The 22,529-nt window shown below is 58.9% G+C and carries 20 protein-coding genes; 14 read left to right on the top strand and 6 right to left on the bottom strand.

Annotated elements, in window-relative coordinates:
- Nucleotides 1-159: 159 nt before the first annotated feature.
- The 3 genes from LOC54_RS02410 to LOC54_RS02400 all read right to left on the bottom strand — a co-directional run bounded on the left by LOC54_RS02410 (nt 160) and on the right by LOC54_RS02400 (nt 2,323).
- Nucleotides 160-1,251: a site-specific DNA-methyltransferase gene (locus tag LOC54_RS02410; protein WP_279312224.1), complete on the bottom strand. Its 1,092-nt coding sequence runs from the start codon at nt 1,249-1,251 to the stop codon at nt 160-162.
- On the bottom strand, nt 1,248-1,868 hold the full coding sequence (locus LOC54_RS02405) for a ribonuclease HII (RefSeq protein WP_279312223.1): 621 nt from the start codon (nt 1,866-1,868) through the stop codon (nt 1,248-1,250). The genes LOC54_RS02410 and LOC54_RS02405 overlap by 4 nt, the downstream gene beginning before the upstream one ends.
- 149 nt (nt 1,869-2,017) lie before the next feature.
- Nucleotides 2,018-2,323, bottom strand: coding sequence for a CsbD family protein (locus LOC54_RS02400; protein ID WP_279312222.1), 306 nt, complete (start codon nt 2,321-2,323; stop codon nt 2,018-2,020).
- A gap of 232 nt (nt 2,324-2,555) precedes the next feature.
- Here LOC54_RS02400 and LOC54_RS02395 point away from each other — a divergent pair, with 232 nt between their 5' ends.
- The 8 genes from LOC54_RS02395 (at nt 2,556) to LOC54_RS02360 (ending at nt 15,469) form a co-directional block, all read left to right on the top strand.
- On the top strand, nt 2,556-3,776 hold the full coding sequence (locus LOC54_RS02395; RefSeq protein WP_279312221.1) for an MdtA/MuxA family multidrug efflux RND transporter periplasmic adaptor subunit: 1,221 nt from the start codon (nt 2,556-2,558) through the stop codon (nt 3,774-3,776).
- Nucleotides 3,773-6,952 (top strand): efflux RND transporter permease subunit, encoded by a 3,180-nt coding sequence (locus tag LOC54_RS02390; RefSeq protein ID WP_279312220.1) that lies wholly within the window; start codon nt 3,773-3,775, stop codon nt 6,950-6,952. The genes LOC54_RS02395 and LOC54_RS02390 overlap by 4 nt, the downstream gene beginning before the upstream one ends.
- A 31-nt stretch (nt 6,953-6,983) precedes the next feature.
- Nucleotides 6,984-10,280, top strand: a complete 3,297-nt coding sequence (locus tag LOC54_RS02385; RefSeq protein ID WP_279312219.1) for an efflux RND transporter permease subunit — start codon at nt 6,984-6,986, stop codon at nt 10,278-10,280.
- A 6-nt stretch (nt 10,281-10,286) separates the two neighbouring features.
- Nucleotides 10,287-11,858 (top strand): efflux transporter outer membrane subunit, encoded by a 1,572-nt coding sequence (locus tag LOC54_RS02380; RefSeq protein ID WP_279312218.1) that lies wholly within the window; start codon nt 10,287-10,289, stop codon nt 11,856-11,858.
- 151 nt (nt 11,859-12,009) lie between these two features.
- Complete coding sequence (locus LOC54_RS02375) at nt 12,010-13,689, top strand: NAD(P)/FAD-dependent oxidoreductase (protein ID WP_279312217.1); 1,680 nt, start codon at nt 12,010-12,012, stop codon at nt 13,687-13,689.
- 89 nt (nt 13,690-13,778) lie between these two features.
- On the top strand, nt 13,779-14,006 hold the full coding sequence (rpmE, locus tag LOC54_RS02370) for a 50S ribosomal protein L31 (RefSeq protein ID WP_279312228.1): 228 nt from the start codon (nt 13,779-13,781) through the stop codon (nt 14,004-14,006).
- A 188-nt stretch (nt 14,007-14,194) separates the two neighbouring features.
- Nucleotides 14,195-14,656: an Hsp20 family protein gene (locus tag LOC54_RS02365; protein WP_279312227.1), complete on the top strand. Its 462-nt coding sequence runs from the start codon at nt 14,195-14,197 to the stop codon at nt 14,654-14,656.
- A gap of 216 nt (nt 14,657-14,872) precedes the next feature.
- Nucleotides 14,873-15,469, top strand: coding sequence for a DUF1013 domain-containing protein (locus tag LOC54_RS02360; RefSeq protein WP_279312216.1), 597 nt, complete (start codon nt 14,873-14,875; stop codon nt 15,467-15,469).
- Between the two features lie 42 nt (nt 15,470-15,511).
- Here LOC54_RS02360 and LOC54_RS02355 read toward each other — a convergent pair whose 3' ends face one another.
- Nucleotides 15,512-15,682 carry a YdcH family protein gene (locus LOC54_RS02355; protein ID WP_279312215.1) on the bottom strand — a complete coding sequence of 57 codons (171 nt, stop codon included), beginning with the start codon at nt 15,680-15,682 and terminating at the stop codon, nt 15,512-15,514.
- Between the two features lie 187 nt (nt 15,683-15,869).
- Between LOC54_RS02355 and LOC54_RS02350 the strand changes: the two genes are divergently transcribed.
- The 3 genes from LOC54_RS02350 to LOC54_RS02340 all read left to right on the top strand — a co-directional run bounded on the left by LOC54_RS02350 (nt 15,870) and on the right by LOC54_RS02340 (nt 17,828).
- Entirely contained in the window at nt 15,870-16,070 is a 201-nt protein-coding gene (locus LOC54_RS02350) for a YdcH family protein (RefSeq protein ID WP_279312214.1), read from the top strand.
- A gap of 106 nt (nt 16,071-16,176) precedes the next feature.
- Nucleotides 16,177-16,689, top strand: coding sequence for a 5-(carboxyamino)imidazole ribonucleotide mutase (purE, locus tag LOC54_RS02345; protein WP_279312226.1), 513 nt, complete (start codon nt 16,177-16,179; stop codon nt 16,687-16,689).
- Complete coding sequence (locus tag LOC54_RS02340; protein ID WP_279312213.1) at nt 16,686-17,828, top strand: 5-(carboxyamino)imidazole ribonucleotide synthase; 1,143 nt, start codon at nt 16,686-16,688, stop codon at nt 17,826-17,828. The genes purE and LOC54_RS02340 overlap by 4 nt, the downstream gene beginning before the upstream one ends.
- Before the next feature lie 3 nt (nt 17,829-17,831).
- Here the strand turns inward: LOC54_RS02340 and radC are convergent, their stop codons facing one another.
- A complete protein-coding gene (gene radC, locus LOC54_RS02335) occupies nt 17,832-18,476 on the bottom strand; it encodes a DNA repair protein RadC (RefSeq protein WP_279312212.1) in 645 nt (214 codons plus the stop codon).
- 132 nt (nt 18,477-18,608) lie between these two features.
- On the opposite strand from radC, the gene LOC54_RS02330 reads away from it, so the two are divergent.
- Both LOC54_RS02330 and LOC54_RS02325 read left to right on the top strand, forming a co-directional pair.
- Nucleotides 18,609-19,310, top strand: coding sequence for an HAD hydrolase-like protein (locus tag LOC54_RS02330; protein WP_279312211.1), 702 nt, complete (start codon nt 18,609-18,611; stop codon nt 19,308-19,310).
- 133 nt (nt 19,311-19,443) lie between these two features.
- Complete coding sequence (locus tag LOC54_RS02325) at nt 19,444-20,538, top strand: branched-chain amino acid aminotransferase (RefSeq protein WP_279312210.1); 1,095 nt, start codon at nt 19,444-19,446, stop codon at nt 20,536-20,538.
- 52 nt (nt 20,539-20,590) lie between these two features.
- Here LOC54_RS02325 and coaA read toward each other — a convergent pair whose 3' ends face one another.
- On the bottom strand, nt 20,591-21,679 hold the full coding sequence (gene coaA / locus LOC54_RS02320; RefSeq protein WP_279312209.1) for a type I pantothenate kinase: 1,089 nt from the start codon (nt 21,677-21,679) through the stop codon (nt 20,591-20,593).
- A gap of 60 nt (nt 21,680-21,739) precedes the next feature.
- On the opposite strand from coaA, the gene LOC54_RS02315 reads away from it, so the two are divergent.
- Nucleotides 21,740-22,528, top strand: coding sequence for an inositol monophosphatase (locus LOC54_RS02315; RefSeq protein WP_279312208.1), 789 nt, complete (start codon nt 21,740-21,742; stop codon nt 22,526-22,528).
- Nucleotide 22,529 lies beyond the last annotated feature (1 nt).

Genomic DNA, 22,529 nt, shown 5'->3' with positions numbered 1-22,529 from the left:
TGCACACCATCGCCTTCGCAGGTCTCATGCTGAAAAACGCAGCCAACCTGCTCACGCAAAATGCATAACACTCTCTATTCGACGAAATTTACGTGCCAAAAACTTATCGAAATTCATTTCAGTCATTTCCGAATATTATCTGAGACGCTGGCGGTGCTTTTAACGCTTTTCCCCTCTGCTCTCCGCGCGCAGAATATCGAGCGGCAGAAATTCTCCGCTTCTTTCGAAATGCCAGAAGGTCCATCCGTTGCAGGACGGGGCATTTGTGAGCATTGCACCGAGTTTGTGGATTGAGCCGCGCTTGTTTCCGCAAACGAGTGTTCCGTCCGGAGAGACTGTTGCGAACAGTCTGCGGGCCTTGTCGCTGACGATGGTTCCGGCCTGGATCATGCCCTGTTCGACCAGGCTGCCGAAGGGCACGCGCGGGGCTTCGCGCTTCATCGGGGTTGTCAGGACCGCATCATCGGCCAGGGGTGTTTCTTGTTCCACGCGTTCCAGTGCTGCATCGGCATAGTCCGGATGGCGTTCGATGCCGATATAGCGGCGGCGCAGGCGCTTGGCGATAGCGGTGGTCGTTCCTGTTCCGGTAAAGGGATCAAGCACGATATCATCCACGTTCGTGGAGGCGACGAGAACGCGGTGGAGCAGGCTTTCCGGCTTCTGCGTCGGGTGCAGTTTGAGGCCGTGTTTGTTGCGGAGGCGCTCATTTCCGGTGCAGAGCGGCAGATACCAGTCCGAGCGCATCTGGACGTCGTCGTTCAGGGCTTTCATCGCCTGATAGTTAAAGCGGTATCGGCTCTGCTGGTCGCGGGCGGCCCAGATCATGGTCTCGTGCGCGTTGGTAAAGCGACGCCCCCGGAAATTGGGCATCGGGTTTGATTTTCTCCAGACGATATCGTTGAGGATCCAGAACCCGAGATCTTGGAGGATGGCGCCGATCCGGAAGATGTTGTGATAGGAGCCGATAACCCAGATGGTCGCGTCCTTGCGCATCAGACGCCGGGCTTCGCTCAGCCAGTCGCGCGTGAAGCGGTCATAGGCTTCGAAGTCCGAGAATTTATCCCAGTCGTCATCCACGCCGTCCACGATGGTATCGTCCGGGCGGCGGAGTTCTCCGCGGAGCTGGAGGTTGTATGGCGGATCGGCGAAGATGCAGTCTACGCTTCCCGAAGGCAGCGATTTCATGGTCTCGATGCAGTCGCCCCTCAGGATCTGATCAAGCGGGATGTCCATCAGTGCCGCTCCGCTCACGAATATAACTCCTGCTGAAGATAGCGCTTTACCGTTCCGAAATCCTGACGATGATGCGGGGTGACGCCGGATACGGCCAGCGCCTCTCTGTGTTTTTTTGTTCCGTAGCCTGCGTTTTTTGCCCAGCCATAGGCGGGCCAGCGCCGGTCGAGCCGGTGCATGGCGCGGTCCCGTGTGACCTTGGCCACGACGGAGGCGGCGGCGATTGACAGGCTGAGAGCATCTCCTCCCACGACCGTCTCGACTGCGCATGGCAGTGCGGGCCTGCGGCTGCCATCGACCAGAGCTAGCTCCGGGAGGTGGCGCAGGCGGGAGATGGCGCGGCGCATGGCGAGCTGAGAGGCATTGAGAATATTGAGTTCGTGAATTTCACGGACGGATGCGGCACCGACGCCGATTTCGACACCAGGCTCGGCATGGAGCGCGTCGAACGCCTGCCGTCGCTGACGTTCCGTCAGCTTTTTGGAATCATTCAGAAGAGAGCACAGACTTTCCCCGGGGGCAGCGGGAAGAACGACGGCAGCGGCGATGACCGGACCGGCCAGTGGTCCGCAGCCTGCCTCATCCACCCCTGCAACGCGCCCGCCATGCCTGGCTTCTCGTGAATAATCAGGCATGAAGGTCCTTACCCGGGCTGGTGATGCTCCGCAGGACACGGGCCTGCGGAACTTTTCGGCTCGGGATAAGAAAAACCATCATTCAGGGGTTTCGCGCAAGAGTCAGGAAGACTCCCCGGGGATAAAACCTGATTATTCCGTGAAAAAAATTACTTTCTGCGGCGGCGCGGCAGCAGAATACGGCCGGAAATGACACCGACGAGCCAGGCGATGCCCAGTGCAGGCAGGGGTTTATCGCGGACGAAGGTTATGACGCGCTCCAGAAAGCCTTCGCTTTCCTGATAGAGATCGGCGAATTCTTCCCGGGCCATTCCGGCAAGCTGGTCCACCTTTCCTTCGGCCTGAAGTCCGGCATCACCGGTCAGTCCGCCTGCGGCATCCTTGATGTGTCCTGTCACTTTCTGTGCCGCGGCCTCCAGCTTCTCACCTGCTGCGTTCAGCTTGTCTTCGGACATGTCTTTCTCCTGATCCGGTTCATGTTGCGGGTGCTTACCCACGGGAAAACCATACACTTTCCTGCGTATGACGCAGTACGGGCAAAATTGTAACGGGGCGATACACGCCACGCTCTTCCCCTCTGCGGCAGGAAATGTATTCTGGCACCTTCCAAAGGCAACGTCGGAATCGCTGCGCGGTTTCCTTCCGGTGCGTGCATCATCAGACCTGAGTAACGGACACATCTCCCGCATGGATCACAAGCCGACTGCTTCCGGTTCCGCGCCGCCAGCACGCCCGCGCCGCCGCTGGTTATGGATTATCATTCTTCTCCTTGTTTCCGGTCTCATCATTCTGAGTCTGCTGCTGCACGGATCACGGCAGGGTGCGGTCAGGCATCATGCCCGGAACGGCGCTCCGGGGGACATGCCGCAGCCTGTTGCGGTTCAGTCCGTGACGAAAGGGGATATGCCGGTTGTCCTGACCGAGCTTGGCACCGTTATTCCGATTACGACCGTTACGGTCCAGACCCGTATCGACGGGTATCTGATGGATGTACTGTTCACGGAAGGGCAGCACGTTAAGAAAGGGGATCTTCTCGCCCTGATCGATACGCGCCCGTATGAGGTGCAGCTTGAGCAGTATGAGGGACAGCTCAGGCAGGATCAGGCCAAGCTGGACCAGGCCCGACGGGACAATGCGCGATATCAGCGTCTGATACGTCAGGACAGTGTTTCCGCGATGACGGCGCAGGATCAGGAATATACGGTGCATCAGCTTGAAGGGACCGTGAAATCCGATCAGGCTCTGGTCGATAATCAGAAGCTTCAGCTTGTGTACTGTCATGTTACGGCTGCGGTGGACGGACGGATCGGCATCCGTGCGGTGGATAAGGGGAACTACATCACGGCAGGTCAGACGAGCGGTCTGGCGACTCTGACGCAGATGCAGCCGATTTCCGTGATTTTCACCCTGCCGCAGGATCAACTTGATCAGGTTGCAAGCCGGCTGCGGGAGGTCGGGACGCTGCCGGTTTCTGCCTGGAACAGCTCCAACTCCGTCCGGCTTGCCGATGGCAGCGTGAGTGCGCTCGACAGTCAGATCGACACCTCCACGGGCACCGTGCGTATTCGTGCGATTTTCCCGAACGAGGATGAGCGTCTGTTCCCCAACCAGTTCGTCAATGCGCGGCTTCTTGTAAATACGCAGCATAATGTCGTGATCGTGCCGTCCAACGCGCTTCAGACGGGGCCGAAGGGGCAGTTTGTCTATGTCGTGAAGTCTGACAATACGGTTGAGGCCCGCGACGTGAAGCCCGGTATCACCGATGGACAGCGCACGGTGGTTGAGAGCGGTCTTTCTGCCGGGGATCGTGTCGTGACGGACGGGACGGATCATCTGCGGGCGGGGGCGAAGGTCACCATTCCGGCGGACAGTCCGCAGCATGCGGATGAGGCGGGGCACGCTCAGTGAACCCTTCACGGATTTTCATCGAGCGGCCTGTTGCCACGACGCTGCTGATGCTGGCGATCATGCTGGCGGGTATGCTGGGCTATCACTTCCTGCCGGTTTCGGCCCTGCCGCAGGTGGAATATCCGACCATCACGGTTCAGACGTTCTATCCCGGTGCGGGGCCGGATGTGATGTCCACCTCCGTCACCGCGCCTCTGGAGACTCAGTTCGGGCAGATGCCGGGGCTGGATCAGATGACGTCCCGCTCCTCGGGCGGGGCTTCGGTCATTACGCTGCGTTTTGGTCTGACGATGTCGATGGACATTGCGGAACAGGAGGTTCAGGCCGCGATCAATCAGGCCGGTTCGCTGCTGCCGACCGATCTCCCTGCCCCGCCGGTCTATGCCAAGGTCAATCCGGCTGACACGCCGGTGCTGACACTGGGGATCACGTCGAAGACCATTCCCCTGCCCGAGGTCGAGGATTACGTCGATACCCGGCTGGAGCAGAGGATCAGTCAGATCAGCGGTGTTGGCCTTGTCACGCTGTCGGGCGGCAACCGCAAGGCGATCCGGGTGCGTGTGAACGTTCCCAAGCTGACGTCCTACGGGATTGATCTGGACACGCTGCGGACGACGATCGGCAATGTGAACATCAACTCCCCGACCGGCACGTTCGATGGTCCGCAGCGTGCGGCCACGCTGCGGGTGGACGGGCAGATCACGAGTACGGAGCAGCTTCTCAGTCAGGTCATTGCCTATCAGAACAACGGTCCTGTCCGTATCCGGGACGTAGCTGAGGTGGTGGTCGGAGCGGAGAATGATCAGCTTGCGGCCTGGGCGAACCTGACGCCGGGTCTGATCCTGAACGTGCAGCGCCAGCCGGGTGCGAACGTGATTTCCGTGGTGGATAATATCAAGGCGGAGCTGCCCCGGCTGCGAGCGTCCCTGCCGCCGGGGATCGACATCGTACTGCTGACGGACCGGACGACCACGATCCGCGCATCGGTGGCGGACGTGGAGTTCGAGCTGTTTCTTGCGCTTGTCCTGGTTGTTGCCGTGATCTTTATCTTCCTCCGCAACATTCCGGCGACCATCATCCCCAGTCTTTCCGTTCCGCTGTCCATTGTCGGCACGTTTGCCCTGATGGATCTGATGGGGTTCTCGCTCGATAATCTCTCGCTCATGTCCCTGACCATCGCGACCGGTTTCGTGGTGGACGATGCCATCGTGATGATTGAAAATATCGCGCGCTATATCGAGATGGGCGAGGACCGGAAGACGGCGGCGATCCGCGGGGCCGGAGAGATCGGCTTTACCATCATCTCCCTGACCGTCTCCCTGATTGCCGTTCTGATCCCGCTTCTGTTCATGGGCGACGTGGTCGGACGGCTGTTCCATGAGTTTGCCTTCACGCTGGCCATTACCATCGTTCTGTCTGCCATTGTCTCCCTGACGCTGGTTCCGATGATGTGTGCGCTGATGCTGACGGAGCGGCCGCATGATGTGTCCGGGGCGACCACTGCGTTCGAGCGCTGGTCCGCACGCATGGAAGTTGCGACCGAGCGTCTGATTGCGGCGTATGACCGGGCGCTGGACGTGGTTCTGGATCATCAGAGGCTGACCCTGGCGGTGTTCGGTTTCACCCTGCTTCTGACCGGGTTCATGATCTGGGAAATTCCCAAGGGGTTTTTCCCGGTGCAGGATACCGGTGTCATTCAGGGAATTTCCGTTGCGGCGCAGACCTCCTCCTTTGATGCGATGAAGGAGCACCAGCAGGCTCTGGCGCGTGTCATCCTGAAGGATGCGGATGTTGCTTCCCTGTCGTCCTTTACGGGGATCGACGGGCAGAATCCGACGGTCAATCAGGGGCGTTTCCTGATCAATCTGAAGCCTCATGATGACCGCTCCCTGAGTGCCAGGGAGATTGCGGACAGGATCATGGAGGAGGCTTCGGGCGTGCCGGGGGTGAAGCTCTACCTCCAGCCGGTGCAGGATCTGTCGCTCGATACGACCGTGGCCGCCACGCAGTATCAGTTTCTTCTGGAAAATCCGGATTCCGCCGAGATTACGGCCTGGGTTCCGAAGTTTCTGGACCGTCTGAGGAAAGAGCCGGCTCTGGCCGATGTCACGTCCGACCTTCAGGCCGAGGGGCTGGTTGCGATGGTGACGCTCGACCGTTCGACCGGCGCGCGTTTTTCCGTCACGCCGCAGACGATCGACAACGTGCTGTATGACTCATTCGGCCAGCGTCAGATATCGACGATCTATACCCAGGCCAATCAGTACCGGGTCATCATGGAGGCTGATCCGAGGTTTCAGAAGAATCTCGGATCTCTTGATCAGCTTTATCTGCCCGGTATTTCCGGCAGCACCGGGACGAGCACTTCCGGGCCGACGCGTGCACCGACGGCGGGGCTGGTGCCGCTCAAGGCCGTAACGCAGGTGACCCGCAAGACGGCACCTCTGCTCATCACGCATTTCGGGCAGTTTCCGGCCACGACCATCTCGTTCAACGTCGCGCCCGGCTATACGCTTGGTCAGGCGACCGAGGCGATCAGCCGGGTGCAGAAGGATATCGGGCTTCCGGCGTCTTTCCAGACGGCGTTCCAGGGAACTGCGGCGGCGTTTGAGGGGTCTTTGGGGAACGAGATGTTCCTTGTGCTTGCGGCACTTGTCGCGGTGTATATCGTGCTCGGTATTCTTTATGAGAGCTTCGTTCATCCGATTACGATCCTGTCCACCCTGCCCTCTGCCGGTATCGGCGCGCTGCTGACACTGCGTATTGCCGGTGCGGGGCTGGACGTGATGGGGATTATCGGTCTCGTTCTGCTGATCGGCATTGTGAAGAAGAATGCGATCATGATGATCGACTTCGCGCTGGAGGCTGAGCGGGTTGAGGGCAAGACGTCTCTTGAGTCCATCCGTCAGGCGGCGACACTGCGCTTTCGTCCCATTCTGATGACCACTCTGGCGGCCATGCTCGGCGCACTGCCGATGGTGATTTCCAGCGGGACCGGAGCCGAGCTGCGGCGTCCTCTCGGGCTTGCCATCATTGGCGGGCTGGCGCTTTCCCAGCTTCTGACCCTGTTTACGACCCCTGTCATCTATCTTGCCCTGGACCGTCTGGCACAGCGCTGGCGACCGGCTCCGCTGTCGGGACAGGCGTCTCCGGCACAGGCTCCGACGCAGATATGACGGGTCCGGTGCATCCTGAGCGGATCTGCCTATGAATCCGGTCAGGATTTTTATCGACAGGCCTGTTGCAACGATCCTTCTGACCGTTGCGCTGCTGCTGGCCGGTATCCTGAGTTATATGAAGCTTCCGGTTGCCGATCTGCCGAATGTTGATTTTCCGGTGATCCAGGTGCAGGCCCGCCAGCCTGGCGGCTCTCCGGAGACGGTGGCCAGTACTGTGGCGGCCCCTCTGGAGCGGCGTCTGGGGCAGATTGCGGGCATTATGGAGATGACGTCCCAGTCGTCCCAGAACCAGGTGCGGATCACGCTGCAGTTCTCGCTCGATCGCGATATCAACGGTGCGGCACGTGATGTGGAGGCAGCGATTCAGGCCGCGCGTGCCGATCTGCCGACCTCATTGCGGCAGAATCCGAACTACTCCAAGGCCAATCCGAACGGTGCGCCGATCCTGATCCTGGCGCTGACCTCTCCGACGCGCACGCCTGCCCAGCTTTATGATATCGCGACGAATGTGCTGCAGCAGCACCTGTCCCAGATCGTGGGGGTGGGTGAAGTTGAGGTGGCTGGTTCCGCCCTGCCCGCCGTTCGTGTGGAAATCAACCCCCATCCGCTTTATCGCTACGGGATCGGATTTGAGGATGTCCGTGCGGCTCTTGCCTCGGCCAACGCACATTCTCCGAAGGGCATCATTGATCAGAACGGCATGCGCTACACGCTGCAGACCAATGATCAGGCGCAGGAGGCGCAGGCCTATCGTGATCTGGTGATTGCCTGGCGCAATAACCGTCCGGTGCGTCTGTCGGATGTGGCGACCGTGCATGACGGCGTGGAGGATATACGGAACGCAGGGTTCTTTAACGGCCGCCATGCGGTGATCGGTATTGTCTTTGCCCAGGCCGGTGCGAATGTCATTCGCACCACCGATCAGATCAAGGAGCATCTTCCTGCCCTGAGGGCCGCACTTCCCGGCGATGTGGATCTGCATATCGGGCTGGACCGGTCCGTGACGATCCGTGATGCGCTGAGTGATACGAAGCTTACGCTTCTGGTCGGGATCGTGCTGGTTACGGCCGTGACGTTCTTTTTCCTGCGTTCCCTGCGGATGACCCTGATTCCGGCTCTGGTCGTGCCGACGTCGATCATCGGTACTTTCGCGTTCATGAAGCTGTTCGGATATCAGCTTGATAATCTTTCCCTGATGGCGCTGACGATCTCGACCGGGTTTGTTGTTGATGATGCGATTGTCGTGACGGAGAACATCGCGCGTTATACCGAGCAGGGTATGGACCCGCACGAGGCGGCGATCCGCGGCTCCGGCGAGGTTGCCTTTACGGTTGTGTCCATTTCCCTGTCCCTGATTGCCGTATTTATTCCGATCCTGCTTCTTGAGGGTGTGGCGGGAAGACTGTTTCACGAATTTGCAGTCACGCTGTCCATCACGATCATCCTGTCCATGTTTCTTTCCCTGTCCCTTACGCCGATGCTGGCATCGCGGCTTCTCAGGGCGCCGGATGCCGCTCATGAAGGTGCTGTGGCTTCATCGGGTCTGATACGCAGGTTTTCCGATCTGTCGGAGAACATGATGCAGGCGATGCTCCGGGGATATGAGCGGAGTCTGGACGTGGCGCTCCGGCACAGGCGACTGGTGCTGCTGTCCCTGCCTCTGACGCTGCTCCTGATTGTCGCGCTCTTTATCCGGATGCCGAAGGGTTTTTTCCCGACGGAAGATACCGGGATGCTGATGGGGCATCTGCGGGGGGATCAGTCGATCTCGTTTCAGGGGATGCTGAGCAAGATCGGTGAGGCAACGGATGTGCTCATGTCCGAAAAGCGGGATGTGGCCGGTGTTTCCGTTTTTCTCGGCGGACGCGGGACAGCCAATCAGGCGAATTTCTTTCTTCAGCTGAAGGAAAAATCCGAACGTGGTCCGGCCTCCTCTCTGATCAGCCGGATTGATCGCAGGCTGAAAAACCTTACTGGCGCGCAGCTTTTCCTGATGGAGCCGGGAGGAGTCCGGGCCGGCGGGCGCTCGGGCGACGGGGCCTACCAGTATACGCTTGAGGGGGATTCCTCTCAGGAACTGTATTACTGGATCCCAAGGCTTCTGGCCGAACTGGGCAGACATCCGGAGCTGCGTGACCTGTCGAGTGACGTGCAGCAGGGCGGAAGCTCGGTTGTGACCGATATTGATCGTGACACGTCGGCCCGGCTGCAGATCACGCCTCAGCTGATTTCCAATACACTGTATGATGCGTTCGGGCAGCGATCTGCTTCGGTGATCTACAACCCGCTCAATCAGTACCATGTCGTGATGGAGGTTGCTCCGGAATATTCCGCCTCTCCGGAGGCGATCCGGCAGGTCTGGGTGAGCACAACCGGCGGGAGCGCCAGCGGAAGCGCGCGTTCGAACACGATCAGGGTGCGTACGTCCTCCACCTCTTCCTCAATGAGCACCGCCCAGCAGAATTTCCGTAATCAGATCGCCAACAGCCTGGCCGGGGGGGCTGCGGCCTCGACCGGTTCGGCTGTATCGACGTCCCAGGAGCCGATGGTTCCGCTGACGTTCCTGACGACTATCTTCCCGGCGCGCACGGCTCTTTCGGTCAATCATCAGGGGCAGTCGGTTGCCGCGACGATCTCTTTCAATCTGGCTGCTGGCACGTCGCTCAGCCGGGCTGTGGAGATTATCCGTGCGGCAACCGTGGAGCTGCATATGCCGGCGTCCATTCATGGTGATTTTGCCGGAAATGCTGCCCAGTTCCAGAAATCCGTCAATGATGAGCCGCTGCTGATCCTTGCGGCGCTGATTGCGGTCTATGTCGTGCTTGGTGTGCTGTATGAGAGCTACATCCATCCTCTGACAATTCTCTCCACCCTGCCCTCTGCCGGTGTCGGTGCGCTGCTTGCTCTGGAGATTTTCGGCGAGGAGTTTTCTCTGATGGCCATGATCGGGGTGATTCTGCTGATCGGGATCGTCAAGAAAAACGCGATCATGCTTGTCGATTTCGCCATTTCGGCCGAGCGTTCGGGCATCTCCGATCCGGTTGAGGCGATCCGCAGCGCATGCCTTCTGCGCTTCCGCCCGATCATGATGACGTCTCTGGCTGCTGCTCTGGGGGCCGTGCCGCTGATTATCGGCAATGGTTACGGAGCGGAGCTGCGTCACCCGCTTGGTATTGCCATTGTCGGGGGGCTTGTGGTCAGCCAGGCGCTGACGCTCTACACCACCCCTGTTGTCTATATCGTACTGGACAGATTGGCCTTCAGGACCCGCAGGGCCGTCCGTCGTCTCTTCAGCCGCTCTTTATCCGAACCTCAGGAAATCTGACCGCTCATGAGCATTGCTCTCTCATCCCGCCGGTCCCGTCTTCACGCGCGTGCCGCACTTGCCCTGAGTGGTGTCTGTCTTTCCGGCTGTATGGTCGGCCCGTCCTACAAGCGCCCTGCCGCTATTATTTCCCCGGTATTCAAGGAACTGAAACCAGCGGCGGGCTGGTCCTATGCCCAGCCGGTTCTTGCGGCCGTGCCCAAGGGAAAATGGTGGGAAATCTATAATGATCCCATTCTGAACGGGCTTGAGGAGCAGGTTGCGATCAGCAACCAGAATCTCGTGCAGTATGAAGCCCGGTACCGCAACGCCCGTGCGGCGATCAACGGTATCCGCGCTCAGCTTTACCCGACGCTGAGCGGATCGCTCGGCTTCAACAGGAACTCGCAGGGGCGCGGCTCACGTTCTGCCAGCAGCGGGGCTCTGGTTAATTATGGTTCGGGCTCGAAAACGAGCACATATATTGAGTCAAACTCTACGGATACGACCTATTCCATGGGGCCGTCGGCCAGCTGGGATCTGGATCTGTGGGGTAAGATCAGACGGCAGATTCAGGCGCAGGTGACAGAGGCGCAGGCAAGTGCAGCTGATCTGGCGAATATGACCCTGTCCTATCAGACACAGCTTGCAACGGCCTATTTCAATCTGCGTTATCAGGACAGTCTGAAAGATCTGCTTGAGCGGAATGCACGGTATTACGAACATTCCTATCAGATCGTGAAAAACCAGTATGAGGCAGGCACGGCTGAGCCTTCGGCTCTTCTGCAGGCAAAGACGCAGCTTGAGCAGACGCGGGCTCAGGCCGTTCAGGCCGGTGTGGCGCGGGCTCAGTATGAGCATGCGATTGCCGTTCTGATGGGTAAGCCGCCTGCGGATCTGAACATTCTTCCCGGCGCTCTGACACGATATATTCCAGCTGTTCCCGTGACGGTACCGGCCTCTCTGCTGCAGCGGCGGCCTGATGTCGCTGCGGCGGAGCGGCGGATGGAGGAATATAACGCTCAGATCGGTGCGCAGATGGCTGCGTTCTTCCCGGATATCAAACTGAGTGCGTCGTATTCCTACAGCGGTGATCCGGTCGGGACACTGGTTCAGGTTGCCAATCGTATCTGGGCGCTTGGGGCTTCGGCTACGGAGGTTCTTTTCGAAGGAGGAGCCCGGACGGCTGCCGTTCATGAGGCGGATGCGAATTATGACGCCTATGTTGCGACCTATCGCCAGACGGTTCTGACGGCACTTCAGAACGTTGAGGATCAGCTCTCCAATCTGCGTATTCTGGCCGAACAGGCCGATGCACAGCAGGTTGCTCTTGAGACGGCGCAGAAGGCTGCGAAAGTTGCCATGAATCAGTATCTGAGCGGGACGGAGATCTACACGACGGTCATCACGGCTGAAGTGACGGCGCTGAGTAACGCGCAGACGGCTTTGGGAATTCAGCAGAGCCGAGTTCTGGCCTCGGTCAATCTGGTCAGTGGTCTGGGCGGAGGATGGGATGCCTCTCTGCTGCCGTCCAAGGATTCCATGCAGACTGATAATCCGTTTCTGCCGTCCTTTATACAAAAGGATAAAAATCAGTAGGTTGCGTACGTTTTCTTATACGTAATATTATGAGGACTTTTTTATAATTTTTTGTTTTTAAAGTAAATTTTTATCTGACCTTCTCCGGGATGACTGCTCCTGAAATGTGGTAAGGAGCTGTCCGTTTTCTGATCGCGCTGTGAAAGAACCGATGCTCCGACTGACTGAAGTCCGGCTTCCTCTGGACCATACCCCCGAAGACCTGACACATGCCGCAGCGGACCGGATGGGTGTCGGTCCTGATGATGTGCGGTCCCTGGAGATCATCAGGCGTGGCTATGATGCGCGGCAGCGGGGGCGTATCCGGCTGGTTTACACGCTTGATGCGGAGGTGGCGGATGAAGCTGCCGTTCTGGCGCGCATTGCGGGAAAACCGAATATTTCTCCTGCTCCGGACATGGCGTATCGATTTGTCGATATCAACGCTCCTGCCCTGACCAGCCGCCTGGATTATCTGCGTCCTGTCGTGATCGGCGCAGGTCCGTGCGGGCTGATGGCGGGGCTTATCCTGGCGCAGATGGGGCTCCGGCCGATCATTCTGGAGCGAGGCAAGCAGGTGCGTGAGCGCACGGTTGATACGTTCGCGCTCTGGCGGCGCGGTGAGCTGACGACCGAAAGCAATGTTCAGTTCGGTGAGGGCGGTGCGGGTACGTTTTCGGACGGAAAGCTGTACAGCCAGGTGAGTGATCCGCGGCATCTGGGTCGCAAGGTTCTGCAGGAGTTTGTGCGGGCCGGGGCGCCGGAGGAAATTCTCTGGCTGTCGAAGCCGCATATCGGCACCTTCCGCCTTGTTTCCATGGTTGGCCATATGCGGGCTGAGATTGAGGCGGCGGGCGGAGAGTATCGCTTTGGCACGCGTGTTGAGGATCTGCTGACGGAGGAAGCTCCTGAGGGTGAACTGCGCGTGAGCGGTCTGCGGCTTTCGGACGGGAGTGTTCTGCCTGCCCGGCATGTCATTCTTGCTGTCGGCCACAGTGCGCGGGATACCTTCGCGATGCTGCACGACAGGGGCGTGGTGATGAAAGCCAAGCCATTTTCCATGGGGGTCCGGATCGAGCACCCCCAGTCTCTGATTGATGAGGCGCGGTTCGGCTCTCAGGCGGGAAACAGCCTGCTCGGGGCTGCTGATTACAAGCTTGTGCATCATGCGTCTGACGGACGCGGGGTCTATTCCTTCTGCATGTGCCCTGGCGGGACGGTCGTTGCAGCCACTTCTGAGGAAGGGCGTGTGGTGACGAACGGGATGAGCCAGTATTCCCGTGCCGAGCGTAATGCGAATGCGGGAATCGTGGTTGAGCTCCGGCCTGGCGAGGATTACCCGGATGAGCCGCTGGCGGGTGTTGAGTGGCAGCGTTACTGGGAGCGGAAGGCGTGGGAGGTAGGTGGCGGCGGGTATCGCGCACCGGCCCAGCGTGTGGGAGATTTTCTTGCCGGTCGTCCTTCCGAGACGCTGGGCAGTGTCGTCCCGTCCTACAAGCCAGGCGTGACTCCGACGGATCTTTCTCTGTGTCTGCCTGATTTCGTCGTGACGGCCATTCGTGAGGCTCTGCCTGCCTTTGCCGGTAAGCTGGACGCTTTTGCGCTTGAGGATGCGGTGATGACCGGTATTGAGACGCGCACGTCCTCTCCGCTGCGGATCACGCGTGGTGATGACGGGCAGAGTCTGAATACGCGGGGGCTTTTTCCTGCCGGAGAAGGGGCCGGATATGCCGGCGGGATTTTCTCTGCGGCGATTGACGGGATCCGGATTGCGGAAGCCGTCGCGCTGGATCTGTCCGGACAGCAGGCTGATGGTCTGGTCCGGGGAGGAAAGACCGGAGTTTATGGCTGAAGACATTGATCTGTGCGCCCGTGTCTGGTAATGCGCGCGTTCTTACCCCGGTCGGCATCGGGGTTCATTCCAGCAGCAGAGAGACAGCCATGAAAGCCGGTATCCACCCCGACTACCACGAGATCAATGTCATCATGACTGATGGCACCGAGTACAAGACGCGTTCCTGCATGGGCAAGGCCGGTGACACGCTGCGCCTGGATATTGATACGAAATCCCATCCGGCGTGGACCGGCGTGCAGCGTATGCTCGACACCGGGGGTCAGGTTGCGAAGTTCAACAAGCGCTTCGCCGGTATCGGTACCCGCAAGTCGTAAGACTCAGAAACCGTCAGGACGGGCGGACCTTTCAGCGGTCTGTTTGCGGCCCCGCCTCTTGAAAAGGAGTGCGGGGCTTTCCACGTTCAGGGGGTCGGAACGCCAGCCGGGTTTCGATGTTTTTCATAATCCGCCGGTTTGCCATCCAGGGAGCCGGAACGGATGACCTTGCTTCTGAGGAGGTTATGATGAGCAGCGATTTTGCTCCCCTTTTCCGTACCGCCATCGGTTTTGATCGTCTTGCCCGTCTTGTTGACAATGCGGCCCGGAATCAGGCGGCACCGTCCTGGCCGCCCTACGATATCGAGAAGAACGGTGATGACAGCTACGTTCTGACCATGGCTGTTGCCGGGTTCGGCTCTGATGATATTGACGTAACGGTGCAGGACAACACGCTTTTCGTGTCGGGCCGTATCCCTGAGACTGGTCAGACCGCGGGTGAACTGCTGCATCGGGGTATTGCACGCCGGGCGTTTGAGCGTCGTTTTGCGCTGGCTGACCATGTGGAGGTGGAGGATGCCTCTCTGGAAAACGGTCTGCTCAGTGTGTCCGTAAAGCGTCTGCAGCCGGAGAAGCTCAGACCCGTGCGGATCAGCATCCGGACCGGAAATGCGCAGGGGCGCGAGGAAGCAGCGCCTCAGGCGGCGTAGGTCCGTTTTCTGCAGAGCAGGAATGATGCATCCCGTTTCGGAAATCCGGAAAAAACAGCCGGATTTCCGAAACACAATCTTGACCCGCACGGCGCGGGCAGTCATTAACCGGGTTCAATGATGCGCGCTGGCAGGACTGTCTGAGGCTGTTTCAGAAATACTGATGGTCCTGCGGTATGATAGAGCGCCGACAGAACGCAGCGACAGGACGGACTGATGACGACGCTTCCGCTTATGCCCAAGGCGACAGCCGTTTGGCTGATTGAGAAAACCGGCCTTACCTTCAATCAGATCGCTGAATTCTGCGGCATGCACCCGCTTGAGGTTCAGGCGATTGCGGATGGCGAGGTTGCTCAGGGCATTGTGGGATACGATCCGGTCGCCAACAATCAGGTGACGCAGGCTGAGATCACGCGCTGCGAGGCTGATTCCTCACGTAAGCTGAAAATTCTTGCGTCTGAGAATCCTGTCAAGCGCCGGGCCAAGGGCGCGAGATACACCCCGGTCGCGCGTCGTAATGACCGCCCTGACGGTATTGCCTTTCTTCTGCGCAATCATCCTCAGCTTCAGGATCAGCAGATCGCACGCCTGCTCGGGACGACGAAAGACACGATTGCCAAGGTTCGCGACCGTGAGCATTGGAACACGCAGAACATCAAGCCGCGCGACCCTGTGACCATTGGTCTGTGCAGTCAGTCTGACCTGAACGCCGCCGTGACGGCTGCCAACGAGCGTCTGATCCGTGAAGGACACGAGGCGCCGCTACCGACGATGGTGCCCGTTTCAGAGCCTGACGAGAGCGAGGTAGAATAAGGGAAGCGGGAGGCAGATCAGCCTCCCTGCTCCCCTTTGGCCTTATCCTGCGTTGCGCAGACGGTCTATTTCTTCCTTGATGCGCAGCTTCTGAAGTTTGAGGCGCATCAGGACCCTCTGATCAGGCATCGGCCGGTGATCTTCGTCACTGATCTGCTGATCAAGAATGGAATGGCGACGGGCAAGACTTTCAATGCGGGGGGTGAGATCCATCGGATACGGCTCCCTTCTTTCCGTGTCTGAGTCTCCCGAGGGTAACCCCGATACAGCGTATATTTTCATGAAATTTTGTCCATGTATGATGCTTTCCGCAGGCAGGCGGTTACTGGTATTTCTCAGCGAATTGCCCTAGCATCCGGCGTGAAGACCACAGGTTCTTTATTGGGGCGACGATCCGGCGATGCTGTGTGACAAAGATACTCTTCTTCGAAAACTCCATGAGCTTCGCAGCGAACATCGCGATCTTGATACGGTTATCGGACGGCTTCAGAGTGAAAGCGCTGATCAGCTTCATCTCCAGCGGCTGAAGAAGCGTAAGCTTCTGCTCAAGGATGAGATTGCCTGGATCGAAAACCGGCTGATTCCGGATAATATCGCCTGATCCCCCTTCCCCGTTTTGTGCCCGGCCCCGTCGCCGTATCGCCGGAGCGATCCGCCGTCAGGAAAGTTGTAACCTTATGAACAGACCCGAGACTTCCGTTTCCGAGATGCATCCTGATAATTCGACAGAGGTGGCTGCGCAGCCGCATGTCGGCGTTATCATGGGGAGCCAGTCCGACCACGAGACCATGCGGCACGCGACGGAATGCCTGACATCTCTTGGTATTTCCTGGGAAGCACGGATCGTCTCGGCGCACAGGACGCCTGACCGTCTGGCAGAATATTCGAGAACTGCGGCCGGAAGAGGTCTTTCGGTGATTATTGCCGGTGCGGGTGGTGCGGCTCATCTGCCCGGCATGTGTGCGGCATGGACGCATCTTCCGGTGCTTGGCGTGCCGGTCGAAAGCCATGCGCTCAAGGGAATGGACAGCCTTCTGTCGATTGTGCAGATGCCCGGCGGTGTTCCGGTCGGGACACTGGCCATCGGCAAGGCCGGAGCGAAGAACGCGGCTCTGCTTGCAGCCCAGATTCTGGCGCTTTCCGATCCGGAACTGTCTGCCCGTGTCGAGGCATGGCGCGCGCTGCAGACGGCGTCCGTAGCGGATGTTCCTGAGGAATGAGCACGGCTCTTCCGCCGGGATCGGTCATCGGTATTGTCGGGGGTGGCCAGCTTGGCCGCATGTCGGCTGTTGCTGCGGCGCGGCTGGGCTATCGCGTCCATGTTCTGGCCCAGTCAGAGGACGAGCCTGCCGTTCAGACAGCCGGGAGTTTTACTCTGGGGGCTTTTGATGACCAGGCTGCCCTGCATCGCTTTGCCGAGCAGGTGGATGTCATTACCTTCGAATTTGAGAATATTCCGGCTGAGGGGCTGGACCTTCTCTCATCTCTGAAGCCTGTCCGTCCTTCCGGGGAGATACTCCGGATCAGTCAGGACCGTCTGGCTGAAAAAGCCTTTATGGCCGGGGCCGATATTCCGGTTGCCCCCTGGCTTGCCGTCACGTCTGCTGATGATGTCACCTTGTCAGAGGAGCGTCTGTCATGGCCGGTCATTCTTAAGACCACGCGTCTGGGCTATGACGGGAAAGGTCAGCGCCGGGTTCATGACCGTGAGGGTTTTCTGGCGGCATTCGAAGAGCTGCGGCCTCATCCCCTTGTTGCTGAGGCTGTCGTGGATTTCGAGCGGGAGATCAGCGTGATGGTCGTCCGCTCGGCGGACGGGTCTTCGGGCTGTTCTGATCCGGTGGAAAACAGACACCGGGACGGTATTCTTGATATTACTCTCGCCCCTGCCCCGATCGATCCCGAGCTGGCCTGTAAAGCCAGAGCGCTGGCCCTGCGTATTGCTGAGCGTCTTGATCTGACGGGTATTCTGGGTGTCGAGATGTTCGTGACCAGGGATGGTGACCTTCTGATCAACGAGATTGCTCCGCGGCCGCATAATTCCGGTCACTGGACGATGGATGCGTGCGGGATGGACCAGTTTGAGGCTCACATCCGTGCTGTGGCCGGTCTGCCTGTGACGGATCTGATGCGTCATTCCGATGCGGTCATGAAAAATCTTGTCGGGCCGGATGATATGGCGCTGTGGCCGGAGATTATCGCGTCTCCGGGAATGATTCCGCATCACTATGGCAAGACGGAAGCCCGCCCCGGGCGAAAGATGGGGCATGTGAATATTCTGTTCCCGAGGGGCGCTCTTCCGGGCGAGTTCGGGGTTCAGGATGCACTGGGCTGTCTGGCTGAACGTCCTGGGATGTAGTGATTAAAGCAGACCGGCTTCCGAGAAGCTGAGTCTGCGGCCGTTTCCTATGATGATGTGATCCCGCACGGTGATCCCGAGCACGGAAGCGGCGCTGATCACCTGTCGTGTCATGCTGATGTCGTCTGCTGAGGGCGACGGATCACCGCTCGGGTGATTATGCACGAGCACGACGGACGCGGCATCCAGCTCAAGAGCACGACGGACGACTTCCCGCGGATAGACGGGGGTGTGGTTGACCGTTCCGCGAGCCTGCGCCTCGTCCGTGATCAGATGATCGGACGGGCTGAGATACAGAACATGAAACTGTTCTATGACCTCACGGGCGAGTACAGCCGTCAGATATTCATAGAGTTTTTCACGGTTTTCCAGAACCGCGTCTTTCATGAGGCGGCTTCGGTGCAGGCGCAGCGCGGCTTCCCTGATTACGCGCAGTCCTGACAGCATGTGCTGACCTACGCCGTGTATGCTCCGCAGTTCTTCGGATGAGGCGGACAGCACCGAGGCATATGATCCGAACTGATGGAGTAGACGGTCTGCCAGACCGGCGGGGTTTTCGTTTTTTGGCATGGCCACGCTTATGAAGCGTATCAGGCGATCCCGATCCTGACTCTGATCTGCGGCTTCCGGAGAATGCTGAGCGATCATCCCGGCTGTTGTCCGGGCAGGAGTACGGGACAGTTCTGTCAGCATCGGTGACACCACATTTTCCACGAGGAATCGTAATGTATGAAAGATACCCTATAATGCGCGGACGTTAAGACAGGACCGGACAGGTTTATGACTTTTATTTCCACGCCTTCACGTCGCCCTGCCGTGCTTTTCGATCTGGACGGCACGATCATCAACTCCCGTGAGGGCATTATCCATTCCATCCATAATGTTCTGCGGGATATGGGTCATGAGCCTGACCTGTCGATGGATCTGACCTGGGTGGTCGGGCCGCCTCTGCCGGCACTTCTGCGCGAGATTCTGCATCAGTATGGCGATGACCGGGCCGATCTGGCAGTCACGCTTTACCGGAAGCATTACGAGCACGGAGACGGCATGAAGCGGACGCCGGTGTTTGAGGGTATGCGCGAGGCGATTGCGGCCATTCGTCATTCAGGTACGCGTATGTTCATTGCGACGTCCAAGCCCGTGCATCTGGCGAAGGCTATTCTGAAACAGAACGGACTTCTGGAGAACTTTCAGGATGTCTATGGCGCACGACCTGATGACAGCGGTGCGGAGAAGCCTGAGCTGATCGCCTCCCTGATGCGTGAGCAGGATGTTTCCGCGGATCAGGCGGTGATGCTGGGTGACAGGCGTTTTGATATCAGCGGCGCGCATGCAAACCGCATGCGGGCTGTCGGGGTGCTGTGGGGATACGGAGGGCTGAAGGAGCTGACCGAAGCCGGTGCCGAGGCCATTGCCGGTTCTCCTTCCGATCTGCCGGATATGGTGCGTCAGCAGTTCGCTGCTGCTGCGGTGCATATCTGACAGCACTTAATCGCATCCGGAATGATCCCCGGGATATGGACGATAATGGCAGAGGATGCGATACGCGAGGGTCCGGCATTTACGGACACCCGGATCCTGCTTCATACACCTGTCCTTACGGGAGAATAACGTCGTGAGCACTTCAGGCGGACTTACCTTTACCGTCACGCGCAATCCGGATGCGCTTTCTGCTGATCGCCGGACCGAACTGATGGCACAGCCGGTCTTCGGGCGTGTTGCGACGGATCATATGGTTATTGTCCGCTACACCGAAGAGCGCGGCTGGCATGATGCCCAGGTGAAAGCCCGCGGGCCCATACAGCTTGATCCTTCCGCAGCCGTTCTGCACTACGCTCAGGAAATTTTCGAGGGACTCAAGGCTTTTCCGACGGAGGATGGCGGAGCCGCCGTTTTTCGTCCGGAGGCCAATGCCCGACGGTTTCAGAAATCGGCTGAGCGGATGGGTATGCCGGAGCTTCCGGAAAGCATCTTTCTGGAATCAGTCGACCGGCTGGTGAAGATTGATCGTGACTGGATTCCCCGGATCGAGGGCGGCAGCCTTTATCTCCGTCCGTTCATGATTGCCAGCGAGGCTTTCCTCGGCGTCAAGCCGGCTTCCGAATACCTCTATATGGTCATTGCCGCTCCGGTCGGATCCTATTTCAGCGGCGGTACGGTGTCGGTATGGGTGTCCGAGACCTACACACGCGCGGCTCCCGGCGGTACCGGTGCTGCGAAATGCGGCGGCAATTATGCCGCATCCCTGCTTGCACAGGCCGAAGCAAAGAAGAACGACTGCGATCAGGTGGTGTTCCTTGATGCCGTTCATCATCGCTTTGTGGAAGAGATGGGCGGAATGAACATCTTCTTCGTGTTTGATGACGGATCAATCCGCACGCCGCCGCTGTCCGGCACAATTCTTCCCGGCATTACCCGTGAGACGCTGCTGACCATCGCCCGGGAGCGCGGTCTTGATGTCCGGGAAGAGCCGTATGCGATCGAGGACTGGGTTGCCGATGCACAGAGCGGCCATCTGGTGGAGTGTTTTGCCTGCGGTACGGCTGCGGCCGTCACGCCGATCGGAAAAATCCGGATGGCATCCGGGGAATATACGATCGGGTCAGGCAGCAGCTCCGGACAGATTGCCTCGTCCCTGAAGCAGGCGCTGCTTGATGTGCAGCGTGGCAAGGTCGAAGACCGGCACGGCTGGGTGCATAAAATTTTCTGACAGACCGGCCGGTGCGGGTTTCCCTTCACCGGCCTTTTTTACGGATCTCAGATCAGACCGTCCGAAGCCTGACCTCACTCACGCGATGATCTGCGCCCTTGTGCAGGATAATACGGGCGCGCTCACGTGATGGCTGAATATTTTCTTTCAGATTCAGGTGGTTGATATTTTTCCATATGGTCCGGGCCAGCTTTTCCGCTTCTGTGTCCGTCAGTCTGCAGTAGCGATGGAAATAGGATTTGCTGTCACGGAACGCTGTATTTTTCAGGACGAGAAAGCGGCTGACATACCATTCCTCGATATTGGTTTCGTCCGCATCGAGATAGATTGAGAAGTCGAAGAAATCCGAAGTCAGGAGGCTGGCTCCGGGGGACAGCTGCAGGACGTTCAGCCCTTCGAAAATGAGGATATCGGGCTGTCTGATCGTCTGGGTTTCCCCGGCGATCTGATCATAGAGCACGTGCGAATAGACCGGTGCATGCACTTCGGCAGCACCTGATTTCACCTCCGATAGGAAGCGGGTCATGTCCCGCAGGTCATAGCTTTCGGGAAATCCCTTGCGCTGCATCAGCCCGCGTTCTTCGAGGACTCTGGACGGGTAGAGAAAACCGTCGGTCGTGACGAGATCGACATTGGGATGTTCCGGCCAGCGGCTGAGGATTGTTCTCAGCGCGCGGGCGAAGGTGCTTTTTCCTGCAGCCACGCTTCCGGCCACGCCGATGATGAAAGGGCTTTTCCGCACCGGCTGACCGAGGAACGTATCCTGCACGGCCTTGAGTGAGCGGGCGGCCTGAAACTGCAGATTGAGCAGTCGGGACAGCGGCAGATAGATATGGGCGATCTCATCCAGGGACAGCATGTCCACCACGCCGCTGAGACGATCAAGGTCAGCACCGGACAGGGACAGCGGCGTGTTAAAGCGCAGCCTGCTCCATTCGGCACGGTCAAACACGCGCCACAGAGAGGAACCTGCTGCCTCTTCAGTCAGACCGGCCAGACCGGTTTCCTTCAGACAGATCATGGATTTGCGATGGCCTCCCTGATAACGACATATCTCAGCCGCCATGGCGGGCTCGTGAGAAACATGAGTGTTTCTGAGACACTCCGCAACTCTCCCGTGCTCAATTTCAGGAGAAGTCACGGCGCTGTCATGTACAGGCAATATCATTTGCCCGATCTGTTCAGGAGTCTGAAAAATCCTATGAGTGCCTCCCTTGAATGTCGTCTTGAAGCTGCCCGCGCCGTTGTTTCGGATGCGGCGCGGCTTGCCATGTCCATGCGTCCGCCTCCGGGAGGGCCTGCCGGAACGCAGAAATCGGCTCAGGACTGGCTGACCGAGGCAGATGGTGCTGTCGAGGCGTTTATATCGCAGCGGATGAGTCTTCTCTTCCCGGAAGACGGTTTTCAGGGAGAGGAACAGGGGCAGACCCGGCAGGGCGGTCTGCGCTGGGTTGTCGATCCCATTGACGGCACCTCCAACTTTGCACGCGGACGGAATCGCTGGTGTGTGTCGCTTGGTCTTCTGGAGGGGGACCGGCCTGTTGCCGGTATTATCCAGGCTCCGGCTCTGAACGAGACCTACACGGCTATGATCGGTAAGGGGGCGTTTCTTAATGGCAGACGGATTCACGCCTCCCCCGTGACTGACACGCGCAGCGCAATGATCGAGATGGGCTGGAGCAACCGTGTGCCCATGCCGGTTTTTCTGGAGAAGATGGAAGCCGTGGTTGCCTCAGGTGCCATGCCACGTTCCGGAGGATCCGGTGCCATGGCGCTGGCTGATGTCGCGTCCGGGCGGCTGGATGGTTATATCGAGATCGTCATCAATCTGTGGGACGTTGCAGGGGCGCTGCCGCTTCTTAAGGAAGCGGGGGCTGTGGTGTCTCCGTTCCTGCGCGATGGCGGCCTGACCGGGCCTGGTACGATTCTGGCTGCGGCACCCGGGGTGGCGGAGGCTGTCTCCGCCGCCACCGGTATTCCGCTGGCCTGAG

Origin of the sequence: Acetobacter sp. AN02, from assembly GCF_029759835.1 — a bacterium.
Taxonomy (GTDB): Bacteria; Pseudomonadota; Alphaproteobacteria; order Acetobacterales; family Acetobacteraceae; genus Acetobacter.
This window is presented reverse-complemented; position numbering and strand designations above follow the sequence as displayed.